The 13,362-nt window shown below is 64.2% G+C and carries 12 protein-coding genes; 6 read left to right on the top strand and 6 right to left on the bottom strand.

The genetic code is table 11. The features are described from left to right. From trxA to ACSR1C_RS02280, 3 genes are all read right to left on the bottom strand, one after another. On the bottom strand, positions 1 to 918 hold the full coding sequence (gene trxA / locus ACSR1C_RS02290) for a thioredoxin (RefSeq protein WP_460257697.1): 918 nt from the start codon (positions 916 to 918) through the stop codon (positions 1 to 3). Positions 919 to 989: 71 nt separating this feature from the next. Beyond that, a complete protein-coding gene (locus ACSR1C_RS02285) occupies positions 990 to 1,778 on the bottom strand; it encodes an exodeoxyribonuclease III (RefSeq protein ID WP_460257696.1) in 789 nt (262 codons plus the stop codon). A gap of 173 nt (positions 1,779 to 1,951) precedes the next feature. After that, positions 1,952 to 2,638 carry a response regulator transcription factor gene (locus ACSR1C_RS02280; protein ID WP_460257695.1) on the bottom strand — a complete coding sequence of 229 codons (687 nt, stop codon included), beginning with the start codon at positions 2,636 to 2,638 and terminating at the stop codon, positions 1,952 to 1,954. Between the two features lie 165 nt (positions 2,639 to 2,803). Here ACSR1C_RS02280 and ribA point away from each other — a divergent pair, with 165 nt between their 5' ends. Next, entirely contained in the window at positions 2,804 to 3,895 is a 1,092-nt protein-coding gene (gene ribA / locus ACSR1C_RS02275) for a GTP cyclohydrolase II (protein ID WP_460257694.1), read from the top strand. Then, positions 3,892 to 4,398 (top strand): L,D-transpeptidase family protein, encoded by a 507-nt coding sequence (locus ACSR1C_RS02270; RefSeq protein WP_460257693.1) that lies wholly within the window; start codon positions 3,892 to 3,894, stop codon positions 4,396 to 4,398. The genes ribA and ACSR1C_RS02270 overlap by 4 nt, the downstream gene beginning before the upstream one ends. A gap of 70 nt (positions 4,399 to 4,468) precedes the next feature. On the opposite strand, the gene ACSR1C_RS02265 is transcribed toward ACSR1C_RS02270, so the two are convergent. From ACSR1C_RS02265 to ACSR1C_RS02255, 3 genes are all read right to left on the bottom strand, one after another. After that, a complete protein-coding gene (locus tag ACSR1C_RS02265; protein WP_460257692.1) occupies positions 4,469 to 5,122 on the bottom strand; it encodes a YggS family pyridoxal phosphate-dependent enzyme in 654 nt (217 codons plus the stop codon). 11 nt (positions 5,123 to 5,133) lie between these two features. Beyond that, the gene (locus ACSR1C_RS02260) at positions 5,134 to 7,290 is read right to left on the bottom strand and encodes a sulfotransferase (RefSeq protein ID WP_460257691.1); all 2,157 of its coding nucleotides are present in this window, start codon (positions 7,288 to 7,290) and stop codon (positions 5,134 to 5,136) included. A 134-nt stretch (positions 7,291 to 7,424) separates the two neighbouring features. Continuing rightward, on the bottom strand, positions 7,425 to 8,426 hold the full coding sequence (locus ACSR1C_RS02255) for a porin (RefSeq protein WP_460257690.1): 1,002 nt from the start codon (positions 8,424 to 8,426) through the stop codon (positions 7,425 to 7,427). Between the two features lie 264 nt (positions 8,427 to 8,690). Here ACSR1C_RS02255 and ACSR1C_RS02250 point away from each other — a divergent pair, with 264 nt between their 5' ends. The 4 genes from ACSR1C_RS02250 (at position 8,691) to holA (ending at position 13,322) form a co-directional block, all read left to right on the top strand. Beyond that, positions 8,691 to 9,194 (top strand): DUF3576 domain-containing protein, encoded by a 504-nt coding sequence (locus ACSR1C_RS02250; RefSeq protein ID WP_460257689.1) that lies wholly within the window; start codon positions 8,691 to 8,693, stop codon positions 9,192 to 9,194. Between the two features lie 78 nt (positions 9,195 to 9,272). Then, positions 9,273 to 11,825 carry a leucine--tRNA ligase gene (gene leuS / locus ACSR1C_RS02245; RefSeq protein ID WP_460257688.1) on the top strand — a complete coding sequence of 851 codons (2,553 nt, stop codon included), beginning with the start codon at positions 9,273 to 9,275 and terminating at the stop codon, positions 11,823 to 11,825. Continuing rightward, on the top strand, positions 11,812 to 12,306 hold the full coding sequence (gene lptE / locus ACSR1C_RS02240; protein WP_460257687.1) for an LPS assembly lipoprotein LptE: 495 nt from the start codon (positions 11,812 to 11,814) through the stop codon (positions 12,304 to 12,306). The genes leuS and lptE overlap by 14 nt, the downstream gene beginning before the upstream one ends. Then, positions 12,303 to 13,322, top strand: coding sequence for a DNA polymerase III subunit delta (gene holA / locus ACSR1C_RS02235; RefSeq protein WP_460257686.1), 1,020 nt, complete (start codon positions 12,303 to 12,305; stop codon positions 13,320 to 13,322). Before lptE ends, holA begins: the two co-directional genes overlap by 4 nt. Positions 13,323 to 13,362: the final 40 nt, after the last annotated feature.

Raw genomic sequence — 13,362 nt, 5'->3', positions numbered from 1 at the left:
TCAGGCAAATATCATCGACGACAATTTGCGTCGGCCGGCCAGAACGATCGGATCCTGGGGCTTCAGCGCGTCGAAGATGGTGAAAAGCTGGGCTTTGGCGGCACCGTCGTTCCATTCGCGGTCGCGGCGGAACAGGTCAAGCAGTTCATCCACGGCCGCCTCGACATCGCCATTGGCATGCAGTGCCAGCGCCAGATCGAACCGCGCCTGATGGTTGTCGGGGTCAGCATCGACCTGCGCGCGCAGCTCGGTCACGGGGCCGGCCTGTTCGGCCTGACGGGCCAGTTCGATCTGCGCCTTCGCGGCCTCGACCTCGGGCGATGTGGCAATGGCGGCGGGGGCGGCTTTCAGCAGCGCCTCGGCCTTGTCTACCTCGCCCAGCGCCAGATGGGCGCGGATCAGCCCGCCATAGGCGGCGGCATTTTCGGGCTCTTCGCCCAGAATCGCGGCAAATGTCTGGGCCGCATCCACGACGGCGCCTTCGGCCAACATCTGCTCGGCCGCCTCGACCGCCTCGGCCAGGCCGCCGTCCTCCTCACCGCCACCGGCGGCGATCACCCGCTCGATGAACGCCTTGATCTCGGCCGGGGGCAGCGCGCCCTGAAAGCCGTCCACCGGCTGACCGTCGAAAAAGGCGTAAACCGTCGGGATCGACTGAATGCGCAGCTGGGCCGCTATCTGCTGGCTTTCGTCCACATTGACCTTGACCATGCGGACCTTGCCGCCGGCCTCGGTCACGGCCTGCTCCAGCATCGGGCCAAGCGATTTGCACGGGCCGCACCACGGCGCCCAGAAATCGACGATGACCGGCACCTCGCGGCTGGCCTCGACCACATCCTGCAGAAAGGTCGCTTCCGTGATGTCCTTGATCAGGCCGCCCTGCGGCGCCGCGTTCTGGGTTCCACCAAGTTCCAGCATGTCCGTCTCCATCCGCTCAGATGCTTTGCGCCTTATATGTGCGCTTTTGACGAAAAACCCAAGGGCGAATGTCAGAGATCAAATGTCGCAAAGACCGGGGCGTGATCGCTGGGTTTTTCCCAGCCGCGCGCGGTGCGCAGGATGCGCGAATCATGGCCCGCGTTGGAGATATCCGGCGTCGCCCAGATATGATCCAGCCTGCGCCCCTTGTCCGCCACATCCCATTCGCGCGCCCGGTAGGACCACCAGCTGTAAAGCTGCCCCTCGGGAATATCCTGGCGGGTGATATCCACCCAGTTGCCGGCCTCCTGGGTATCGGCCAGATGTGCGACCTCGATCGGGGTGTGGCTGACGATTTTCAAAAGCTGCTTGTGCGACCAAACGTCATCCTCGCGCGGGGCGATGTTCAGATCGCCCACCAGAATGGATTTTTCCGGCCGGTCGCCGTGGAACCAGTCGCGCATTTCGGTCAGGTAATCAAGTTTTTGGCCGAATTTCTCATTCACGTCGCGGTCGGGCACATCGCCGCCCGCAGGGACATAGAAATTCTGGATCACCACGCCGTTTTCCAGCCGCGCCGCGACATGGCGGGCATGACCAAGGCCCGCGAAATCCATCTCGCCCATATCCTCCAGCGGCAGTTTCGACAAGATCGCTACGCCGTTATAACCCTTTTGCCCGCGCGCCACGATATGGCCATAGCCCAGTGCCCGGAACCCATCGAGCGGGATCTTGTCGACCGGGCTTTTGCATTCCTGAAGGCACAATACATCGGGCGCCTCCTCGGCCAGCAGCTTCAGCACGATCGGCTCGCGCAGGCGGACGGAATTGATGTTCCAGGTGGCGACGGTAAAGGGCATGGCGCATCTCGCTTGGGATCGGGTCGCGCAAACCTAGTGCCTGCGGCGCGGGGCCTCAAGCCGTGGTTGCGCCGGATGCCTGCCAGGCTACGCCACAAAAAAGGCCCGGACGCAAAGCCCGGGCCAGTCCAACAGGGAGGTTCGCGCCATAACCCGGGCGCGGGCGGGATGCCTTATGCCACCAATCTATAACCGCCGGATTCGGTCACAAGAAGGCGCGCATTGGACGGATCCGGTTCGATTTTCTGGCGAAGCCGGTAAATATGGGTTTCCAGCGTGTGGGTCGTGACCCCCGCATTATAGCCCCAGACCTCATGCAGCAGCACATCGCGGGCGACCACGCCTTCGGCCGCGCGATACAGGAATTTCAGGATATTGGTTTCTTTCTCGGTCAGGCGGATCTTGCGCTCTGCCTCGTCCACCAGAATCTTCATCGCCGGCTTGAACGTATAGGGGCCAAGCTGGAACACCGCGTCTTCCGACTGTTCATGCTGACGCAGCTGCGCACGGATCCGGGCCAGCAGGACCGGAAACTTGAACGGCTTGGTCACATAGTCGTTGGCGCCCGCATCGAGGCCCAGAATGGTGTCGGCGTCGCTATCATGGCCGGTCAGCATCAGGATCGGGCATTTCACGCCTTGCTTGCGCAGCAGGCGGCACAGCTCGCGCCCGTCGGTGTCGGGCAGGCCCACATCCAGAATGACCAGATCGTACAGCGCCTCCTTGGCCTTCTCCATCGCGCCCGCGCCGCTCGCGGCCTCGAACACGTCGAAATCCTCGGTCATGACAAGCTGTTCACTCAGCGCCTCGCGCAGGTCGTCGTCATCGTCGACAAGCAGGATTTTCTTCAGATTGCCCATGTCGGCCCTCCATGTTGTGTTGGGCTAGACATGTTCGCCCAGCCCCGTGCCGACAAGATTTTCTGCAACAATATCACGCAACCGTGTGGCAAACCCCGGCTTTGTTTCATATTTCAACCAAACAGGTTACATCCTGTTGCAAAGATTGCCGCAGAAAGGGCGCATATGAGCCTTGGTCCGAACCCCGTTGAACGCCTTGCCCGCGCCCGCGCCGATCTGCGCATGGGCGTGCCCGTCGTGCTGTCGGACGGTGCGGCCGGTCTGGTCTTTCTGGCGGCCGAGGCCCTGACCCCCGAGCGGCTGGCCCGGATGACCGCGATGGGCGCGGGGCTGACGCTGGTCATCACCGCGCGCCGGGCCGAAACGCTGAAGGCGCGCGCCTATGACGGCGATATCGCCCGGCTGCACGTGCCCGCCGATGCCACACCCGGCTGGGTTCAGTCGGTGGCCAACCCGGCCGACGACCTGAACGCGCCGATGAAGGGCCCGTTCCAAAGCTTGCGCGGCGGCGATGCCGCCCTGCACCGCGCCGCCATCAACATCGCCAAATCCGCCCGCCTGCTGCCTGCCGTTCTGACAATGCAACTGCCCGCCGCCGCGACCTTCGCGACCGAGAACAACCTGACGGTCCTGGCGCTGACCGATGCCCAGCACGCCGCCGCCGCCAGCAGCCCGCTGCACCCGATCGTCAGCGCCCGCGTCCCGCTAGAGGTGTCCGAGGCCGGGCGGCTGCATGTCTTCCGCCCCGAAGACGGCGGCGAAGAGCATTACGCCGTCGAAATCGGCCAGCCGCCGCGCGACAAGCCGGTGCTGACGCGGCTGCATTCGGCCTGTTTCACCGGCGATCTGCTGGGATCGCTGAAATGCGATTGCGGCCCGCAACTGCGCGGCGCGCTGGACCAGATGGGCAAGGAAGGCGCAGGAGTGCTGTTGTATCTGAACCAGGAAGGCCGCGGCATCGGCCTGGCCAACAAGATGCGCGCCTATTCGCTTCAGGATCAGGGCTTCGACACGGTCGAGGCCAACCACCGGCTCGGCTTCGAGGATGATGAGCGCGATTTCCGCATCGGTGCCGCGATCCTCCGGCTAATGGGGTTTTCACGGGCCCGGCTTCTGACCAACAACCCCGCCAAGGTGGCGATGATGCAGGCCAATGGCATCGCCGTCACCGAGCGCGTACCGTTGAAGGTGGGTGAAACCTGCCACAACGCCCATTATCTGGCCACCAAGGCCGCGAAATCGGGGCATCTTCTGTGACACTTCCGCGCCGGGGCGATCTGGTGGTGACCCGCTGGGGCGCGCGCTATCGCGGCCGCCGGATCCCTTGCGCGATCGGCAAGGGTGGCCTCGCGGCGCATAAGCGCGAAGGCGACGGCGCCACGCCCCTGGGCGTGCACAAGATCGCCGGAATGCTCTACCGCGCCGACCGGATACCGCCGCCCGCGCATGGGGCCGCGCCAATCGGCCCCCGCGATCTGTGGTCCGACGATGGCGACGACCCTGCCTATAACCATCTGGTCCGCGCCCCGCACCCGTTTCGCCACGAACGGCTGCGCCGGGCCGACCGCCTTTATGATCTGGTGCTGCTGACCGACTGGAACGGACCCGACGCCACTCCCGGCAGGGGCTCGGCCATCTTCGTGCACCGCTGGCGCAAACCGCGCCATCCGACCGAAGGTTGTATCGCTTTCGCCCCCGCCGATCTGCGCTGGATCGCGCAAACCTGGCGGCCCGGCGCCCGGATCGTCGTTCTGGCCTGACACCCGCTTCTTCTTGGTGCCAAATACTCCCGCCGGAGGCCCGATTTTTCGCAGAAAAATCGCCGTGACCTCAGCCCGCGCTGCGGTCACCGAAAATCGCGCTGCCCACCCGCACATGAGTCGCGCCCAGCGCGATCGCGCGCTCGAAATCGCCGCTCATGCCCATCGACAACCCTTCCAGCCCGTTGCGCGCCGCGATCTTCGCCAGCAGCGCGAAATGCAGGCTCGGCTCCTCTTCCGCCGGGGGGATGCACATCAGCCCCAGCAGCGGCAGGCCCAGCTCACGGCACAGGGCCACAACGGCATCGACCTGATCCAGCGCGACACCGGCCTTTTGCGGCTCATTCCCGGTATTGACCTGCACGAACACCTGCGGCACCCGCCCGATCTCGGCGCCGATCATGGCGATGCGGCGGGCCAGCTTTTCGCTGTCGACGGTGTGAATCACATCGAACAGCTCAAGCGCCTGGCGCACCTTGTTGCTTTGCAGCGGGCCGATCAGGTGCAGCTGAATCCCATCGAACCGCTCTTTGAAGGCGGGCCATTTGCCTTGGGCCTCTTGCACCCGGTTCTCGCCAAACACGCGCTGGCCCTGGTCCAGAACGGCCTCGACCCGCTCCAGCGGCTGCACCTTGGACACGGCAATCAGCGTAACCGATCCCGGCGCGCGCCCGGCCCCGGCCTCGGCCTTCGCGATGCGCTCTTTGATTTCAGAAAGCCCCATCTGCCCCTCTCCTATATCGCGTCGCCCAGCGCCTCGAACAACTCGCCCAGATCATCCTCATAGCGCTGCCACGCCTGCATCGAGGATTTATAGATCGGCTGGCGCACCTGATACACGCTCAGCGTCGAAACGCGGCGCGTGTTCTGGTGGAAGTTCAGGCACTGATCCTGCCACTCCAGCCCGGCGGCGGCGATCAGCTTGCGCGCCTCGTCCTCGGGATTGGCGATCAGATCCTCATACTGGACCTCGTGAAACCCGCCCGGCAGCTTTTCGCGCCAGAACGCCACCATCTCCTCGAACATCCGGTAATAAAGCCCCAGATCGCGCAAGTTATAGCCATAGCGGTGCGTGCCTTCGGCAAACACGTTCTTGTAGATCGACAGCAGCGTATCGCGCGGATCGCGGCGCACGACGATTACCTTCGCCTTGGGCAGCGCCAGATGGATCAGCCCGGTCATCAGATAGGTCTGAATCGACTTGTCGGTAACCCGGTCGGCACCCGGAAAACGGGCGGCGAAATGCGCCTCGATCTGCGTGCCGAGCGCGGCAATCTGCGGATCCGGCAGCGCCGAAACGGGCTGAAACCCCGCCCCCGCCACATCAGTCAACAGATGAAAGGCGCGCTCGACCGCGACGCCGACCTCGCCCGCGCCGGTCACCTGCGAATGGCTGGCCAGAATCTGCTCTACCAATGTGGTGCCGGACCGCGGCATGCCGGTCACGAAAATCGGCGCGAAATCGCTGGTCCCGGCCACGGTGCGCGCGCTGAAATCGGTATCGGAAAACGCCGCTTTCAGCGCGTCGATTTCAACACGGCGGTCGCTGATGTCATAGGGATATTTCTTTCGCATCAAGGCGTTGGCCGGGTTCAGATAGCTGAACACCCGGTCATGCTGCTTGGTATCCTCCAGCGCCTTGGCCAGCGCGAAACCCAGATTCATCCGGCTGTCATCGCTCAGGCCGGGCGCGTCGAACCGCGCCTGCATCTGCGCGATCAGCGGATCGTCGGGCCGGACCTTGTACGATGCGATGAACAGCCGGTAATGCTCGCCATTGTCGGGGTCCAGCTCGATCGCCTTGCGAAACAGGGTGTCCGCCTCATCGAAGCGGCCCATGGTTTGCAGCATCTTCGCCTTGGCGCCATAAGCCATCGCAAGGCCCGGCTCGACCGCGATGGCCTTGTCGAACGCTGCAACCGCCACCGCATCCTGCCCGTCGGCGGCCTGCGCCTGTGCCAGATGCACCAGCGTCGTCGCCCGCGTGTCGCCATGTCGGATCGCCGCCTGAAACGCCCGGACCGCCCCCGCATGGTCGCGCGTCTTGCTCAGTTGGTGTCCCAACTGAACCTGCGCCGCAATCAGGTCGGGCTTGACCGCAAGCGCCGCCTGCAATGCCTTGATTGCCAGCTTGGCCTCGCCCCGGCGGGCATGGGCGATGCCCAGGTTCTGCAACGCCAGCGGCATTTTCGGCACCAGCTTCAGGGCCGCGCGCACCTGCGCGATCCCCTCGTCGATCCGGCCGGTTTCAATCAGAAAACGGCCGAAATTATTGTGTGCCTCGGCATATCCGGGGTCCAGACGGATCGCGGCCTCGAAATTCGCCTCTGCCGCGGCCGGTTTGTTCAGCGCCACCTGCGCATTGGCCAGAATGTCGGCGATGATCGCCACGTCGGGATGCCGCGCGCGCAGCTTTGCCGCCGCGGTTTCGGCTTGGGCGAAGGCCCCCTTGTTCATCAGCCCGATCAGCGCCTGGATATCCTCGGGCCGCGCGGTGCCGATCCCTGTTCTGGAGCGGGTCTTCGCCGGCGACAGCTGTTCTTGCAGACGGACCAGCAATCGCGGGTCGATGCGGGCCGCCTTGGCTTTTTTCAGAAAACCGCTGGTAAGGGCTGCGTCGTTCTGGGCGCCGATGGCCTGGGCATAGTGCTGCCAGATCGCCGCCTCGCGCGGTTTCGCGGCGGCGGCGCGGTCGAAATGCGTTGCGGCCCGGGCCGGATCGCCGGCGGCCAGCGCGATGCGCCCAAGCTGGAAATGCACCTCGGGCAGGGTCGGGCGCACACCCAGGATCGCGCGATATTTCGCCTCGGCCTCGGCCAGCTTTCCGGCCGTCTGCAGGCGAAGCGCCTCGTTATAAAGGCCGGTGATCTGGGCAGGGTTCAAAGGCAGCATGCGTATATATCCGTGCAAGGGTCACAGCGAGAAGCCTTCGCTAACATGCACGGGCGGGCTTGTCGATTTTGAACCGCCCGAAACGGAAAAGAGCGGGCCAAGGCCCGCTCTTCCCAAGACAAGAATGTCTTCGATTAGAAAGACATTGCAACGCCCAGCGAGTAGGATTCGGTATCCTCGGAGCTGTCGAAATCGCTGGAACCGTAACCGAACTGAACAACGGCACCGCCGCCCAGATCGTAGTTCACCAGCAGGCCATAGCCGCTCGAATCTTCTGCGACATCGCGGTCATAGTCACCGTAGTTGGCGGCAAAGGTCCACGCGTCCATGGTGTAAGCCACACCAATGCCATAGTGGGTGACATCGTCGTCATCGCCGTCGTAATCGCTGTAGTTCACAGCGATCTGGAAGCCGTTGCCGAAATCAGCGGAAACCGAGGTACCGATGAGGTCGAAGTCATCATCACCACCGAACTGGTAACCCAGGCCAAAGCCCAGCGCGACACCCGAGGCCAGGTCCATGTCGTAGGAGACACCAAGAGCGAAGATGTCGTCGTCGTTGGCGGGATCGTCACCGCCATCGTTGTTCTGCTCCATCGACACGGACAGACCGAAATCACCGAACGAATAGTCGTAGCGCAGAACCTGGTTGTCTTCGGTGCCGTCGGAGTTACCGTTGCCGTTGAAGCCGGCGTGGGTGGTTTCATCGTCAGCGATGGTACCGCCAGCCAGCGCAACTTCGGTCAGCCGCTTGTCATAGGCGCCGTCGGTTTCACCCAAGGTCAAGGTACCGAAGGCACCCGAAATGAACACGGCCTCGTTGTCGAACGAAGCACCGGAAGCATCGCGGCGACCAGCAAGGGTGCTGGTGTCGGAAGAACCGTTACCGTTGATGGCACCCGCGCCGTTCGACTCTTCGATTTCAATGTGGAAGCCAAAGCTCAGACCGTTGTCGGATTCGCTCGACCCGTCGAAGGTCAGGGTGAAGTCGTTGTGGAACTGCATGCCGTCGTTGTCGGAGCCGTAGAAATCGCCACCGAAGACACCCATTTCGGCGAAGCCGGTGATGGACATTTCAGCGGAAGCGAAACCAGCAGACGCCATCAGCGCCGTGGTAGCAAGAAGAACCTTTTTCATGGTTTTCCCTCATTCATTAAAAGGTGACCTCAATCCAGTGGCGAACTGAGTATGCTGTTGTGTCGCTCTTCGCCCGCTCAATTGCAAGAAAGCCGAAATGCTCCGCGGCATTGCTGGCTGGAATGATGCAGCTTTGCCACACCGTGCCATCGGGCGGGCGCGCGGGCCCACGGCGCGCCTATAATAACGGTAGCGGGGAAAATCCTTGTCCCTCCCAACCGGCTCGGCTAGAGAACGGAAAGGAATAAACGGGGGCGGGACTACATGACCTTCCAGAGCATTTTGCGTGCGGCAACACTTGCCCTGTCGGCCCTGACCGTCAGCAGCTGTGGCGACAGCGGGCTGTTCAACAAATCACAACCGGCCTCGGAAGAGGCGATCGCCCGGCAGCGCGAGAACACCCCGCTCGGCGAGCAGAAGGAAGGCTCGACCCTTTGGGATCTGTTCAGCAACGCGGACAATCCAAACACCACCATCGAGGTGAACAAGTATCTGTGGCAGGCCTCGCTTGAGGTTCTGAACTTCCTGCCGGTCCAGACGGTCGATCCGTTTTCGGGCGTGATCATCACCGGCTATGGCACCCCGCCGGGCGGCGGACGCGCCTATCGCGCGACGGTCTATGTACAGGACCCCGCGCTGGACGCCCGCTCGCTCAAGGTGGCGCTGGCCACGCAGTCGGGCCCGGTCGATGCCGCCACCACCCGCGCCGTGGAAGATGCGATCCTGACCCGCGCGCGCCAGATTCGCATCCGCGACAGCAACCTCTGATCCCAGGCCCACCCGAGCCACCAATATCACCACGCCGGGCCATCGCGCCCGGCGTTTGACCGACAAGGACCCCGCAACATGTCCCGTTTTGATCCCCGCGCGATCGAGCCAAAATGGCAAGCCACCTGGGATGAGGCCGGCACCTTCACCGCCCGCCATGACACCGCAAAGCCGAAATACTATGTGTTGGAAATGTTCCCCTACCCGTCGGGGCGCATCCATATGGGTCATGTGCGCAACTATACCATGGGCGACGTGATCGCGCGCTATAAGGGGTCGTGCGGGTTTTCGGTGCTGCACCCGATGGGCTGGGATGCATTCGGGATGCCCGCCGAAAACGCCGCGATGGAAAAGCATGTCCATCCGGGCGACTGGACCTATCAGAACATCGCCGACATGCGCGCCCAGATGAAGCCGCTGGGCCTGTCGATCGACTGGTCGCGTGAATTCGCTACCTGCGACCCGGAATACTACGGCCAGCAGCAAGCCATGTTTATCGACATGATGCATGCGGGGCTGGTGTATCGCAAGAACGCGGTGGTCAACTGGGATCCGGTCGACATGACCGTTCTGGCCAATGAACAGGTCGAGGATGGGCGCGGCTGGCGCTCGGGCGCCTTGGTGGAACGGCGTGAGCTGACCCAGTGGTTTTTCAAGATCTCGGACTTTTCCGAAGACCTGCTTGATGCGCTGGACGGGCTGGATAACTGGCCCGAGAAGGTCAAGTTGATGCAGCGCAACTGGATCGGCAAATCGCGCGGGCTGCAATTCGCGTTTTCGACGGTGGACGCGCCCGACGGGTTCGACCGGATCGAGGTCTATACCACCCGGCCCGACACACTGATGGGGGCCTCGTTCGTCGGCATCTCGCCCGACCACCCGCTGGCCAAACAGCTGGAGGCCCACAACGCCGACATCGCCGCCTTCAACGCCCAATGCCGCAAGGGCGGCACCACCGAAGAGGCGATCGAGACAGCCGAAAAGCTGGGCTATGACACCGGCATCACCGTGCGCCACCCGTTCGACACCGCGTGCGAGCTGCCGGTCTATATCGCCAATTTCATCCTGATGGATTACGGCACCGGCGCGATTTTCGGCTGCCCGGCGCATGACCAGCGCGATTTCGAGTTCGCCACCAAATACGGCCTGTCCATCCCCCCGGTCTTTGCCCCGCTTGATGGTGACGCGCCTGCGGACGCGGCCTTCGTGCCGCAGAAATCGGAAACGGTCCGCTATCTGCGCGGCTTTGCCGGCGAGGCCGAACAGACCGGCGACGCGGCGGTGGAAAGCGCCGTGGACTTTTGCGAAAAGAATGGCGTGGGCCACGGCGTGACCAAGTACCGCCTGCGCGATTGGGGCCTGTCGCGGCAACGCTATTGGGGCTGCCCGATTCCGGTGATCCACTGCGACACCTGCGGCGTGGTACCCGAGAAAAAGGAAAACCTGCCGGTCGAGCTGCCCAAGGATGTGACATTCGATACGCCCGGCAATCCGCTGGACCGCCACCCGACCTGGCGCGATTGCACCTGCCCGACCTGCGGCGCGCCGGCCCGGCGCGAAACCGACACGATGGACACGTTTGTCGATTCGTCCTGGTACTATGCCCGGTTCACCGCGCCGCACGCCAAAACGCCCACCGACCTGGCCGAAGCCGAATATTGGATGAACGTCGATCAGTATATCGGCGGGGTCGAGCATGCGATTTTGCACCTGCTCTATTCACGCTTCTTTGCCCGCGCGATGCAGATCACCGGCCATCTGCCCGCCAAGGCGATCGAGCCGTTCGAGGCGCTGTTCACCCAGGGCATGGTCACGCATGAGATTTACGTCACGCGCGATGACCGTGACCGCCCGGTCTATCACCTGCCCGAGCATATCGAATGGACGGAAAGCGGCGCCTGCCTGGGGGCCACCGGCGAAAAGGTAGAGGTGATCCCCTCGGCCAAGATGTCGAAGTCGAAAAAGAACGTCGTCGATCCGGTCAACATCATCGACGCCTACGGCGCCGACACCGCACGCTGGTTCGTGCTGTCCGACAGCCCGCCCGAACGCGATGTGGAATGGACCGCCTCGGGCGCCGAGGCGGCGTTCCGGCATCTGGGCCGGGTCTGGCGCATGGCCAGCGACATTGCCGCGCAAGAGGGAGGCGGCGAAGGTGACGACGACCTGATGCGCGCGACGCACAAGGCGATCCACGAGGTCACGATGGGGATCGAAAGCTTCGGCTTCAATACCTCCGTGGCCAAGCTCTATGCCTTCACGAACACAGTTCACAAGTCCAAGGCCGGGGCCGCCACCCGGCGCGCGGCGATGAAGGTCATGGCCCAGCTTATGTCGCCGATGACCCCGCACCTGTCGGAAGAGATCTGGCAGATGCTGGGCGGCGAAGGGCTGATCGCGAACGCGCCCTGGCCGCAGGCCGACCCCGCGATGCTGATCGAGGATACGGTGACGCTGCCGATACAGATCAACGGCAAACGCCGCGCGGAAATCGCCGTTCCCAAGGACATGCCGAAGGAAGAGGTTGAAAAGCTGGCGCTGGCCCATAAAGCTGTGATCAGGGCGCTGGATGGCGGCGCCCCGAAAAAGCTGATCGTCGTGCCGGGCCGCATCATCAATGTCGTTATCTGACCGCCGCACTGTTCTTCTTGGTCTGGCCGCCCTGTCGCTGGCGGGCTGTGGATTTGCGCCCGCCTATGGCACCGACGGCGCGGCGCGGGGGTTGCATGGCCGCATCCGCGCCGCCGACCCGACCAACCGCGACAGTTTTGCGCTGGTGGGCCGGCTGGAGGAGCGGCTGGGCCGCCCCGACGCGCCGCTTTACGATCTGAACTATGAGCTGGAGGTCCAGCGCGAGGGGTTGGCGATTACGCCCGAACAGGTCACCACGCGCTATAACCTGCTGGGCGAGGTGGCGTTCACCCTGACCGACCGGCGCACCGGGGCGCCCGCACTCAGCGGCAGGGTCAACAACTTCGCCGGCTATTCCGCGACCGGCACCACCGTATCCACCCGGGCGGCCGAGCAGGACGCGCATGAGCGGCTGATGGTAATTCTGGCCGATCAGATCGTCGCCCGGCTGATCGCCAGCGCCGGGTCGCTGTCGCTATGAAACTGTCCGCCCGGGACGCCACACGCTATTTCGCCAGGCCCGAACCGCAGCGCACCGGGCTGCTGATCTATGGCGGCGACGCGATGCGCGTGGCGCTGAAACGGCAACAGGTCATCGCGGCACTGGTCGGACCCCAGGGCGAAGAGGAAATGCGCCTGACCCGGATCAGCGCCTCGGACCTGCGTTCGGACCCGGCGCTGCTGTCCGACGCGATCAAGGCGCAGGGCTTTTTCCCCGGCCCGCGCGTGGCCTTTCTGGAAGATGCCGGCGACGCGCTGGCCGATGTGCTCAAGACCGCCCTGTCCGACTGGCGCGAGGGCGACGCGCAGGTGATCGTCACCGCCAAACAGCTCAACGCCCGCTCGGCCCTGCGCAAGCTGTTCGAGGGACACAATAACGCCTATGCCGTCGGCATCTATGACGACCCGCCCACCCGCGAAGAGATCGAGGCCGAGCTGGCAAAGGCCGGCGTCACCGCCGACCGCGACGCGATGACCGATCTGACCGCGCTGTCGCGGATGCTGGATCCGGGTGATTTCCGCCAGACCGTCGAAAAGCTGGCGCTTTATAAATACGGCGACCCCACCCCCGCCAGCAGCGAGGATGTCGCCGCCTGCGCGCCGACCTCGACCGAGGCCGCGCTGGACGATGTGCTGAATATCGTGGCCGAGGCCCGCACCGGCGAGATCGGCCCGATCATGCGCAAGCTGGAAAGCCAGGGCGTGCAGCCCGTCGGCCTGTGCATCGGCGCCACCCGCCACTTCCGCACCCTGCACGCGGCGGCCTGTGATCCCGGCGGCCCGTCGGCGGGCATCGCCCGGATGCGTCCGCCGGTGTTTGGCCCGCGGCGCGACCGGATGACCCGGCAGGCGTCGAAATGGGGGGTGCACCGGCTGGAACAGGCGCTGGGTATCCTGACCGATACCGATCTGCAACTGCGCTCCACCTCGCGCGCGCCCGCCATGGCGGTGATCGAACGCACATTGATCCGGCTGGCGATGCTGGGCGGGCGCTAGGCAGTTGGGCCGGTGTTGCACCGGCCCGCAAGGCGATTGG

The sequence above is a fragment of the Actibacterium sp. D185-2 genome (assembly GCF_054954595.1).
This window is presented reverse-complemented; position numbering and strand designations above follow the sequence as displayed.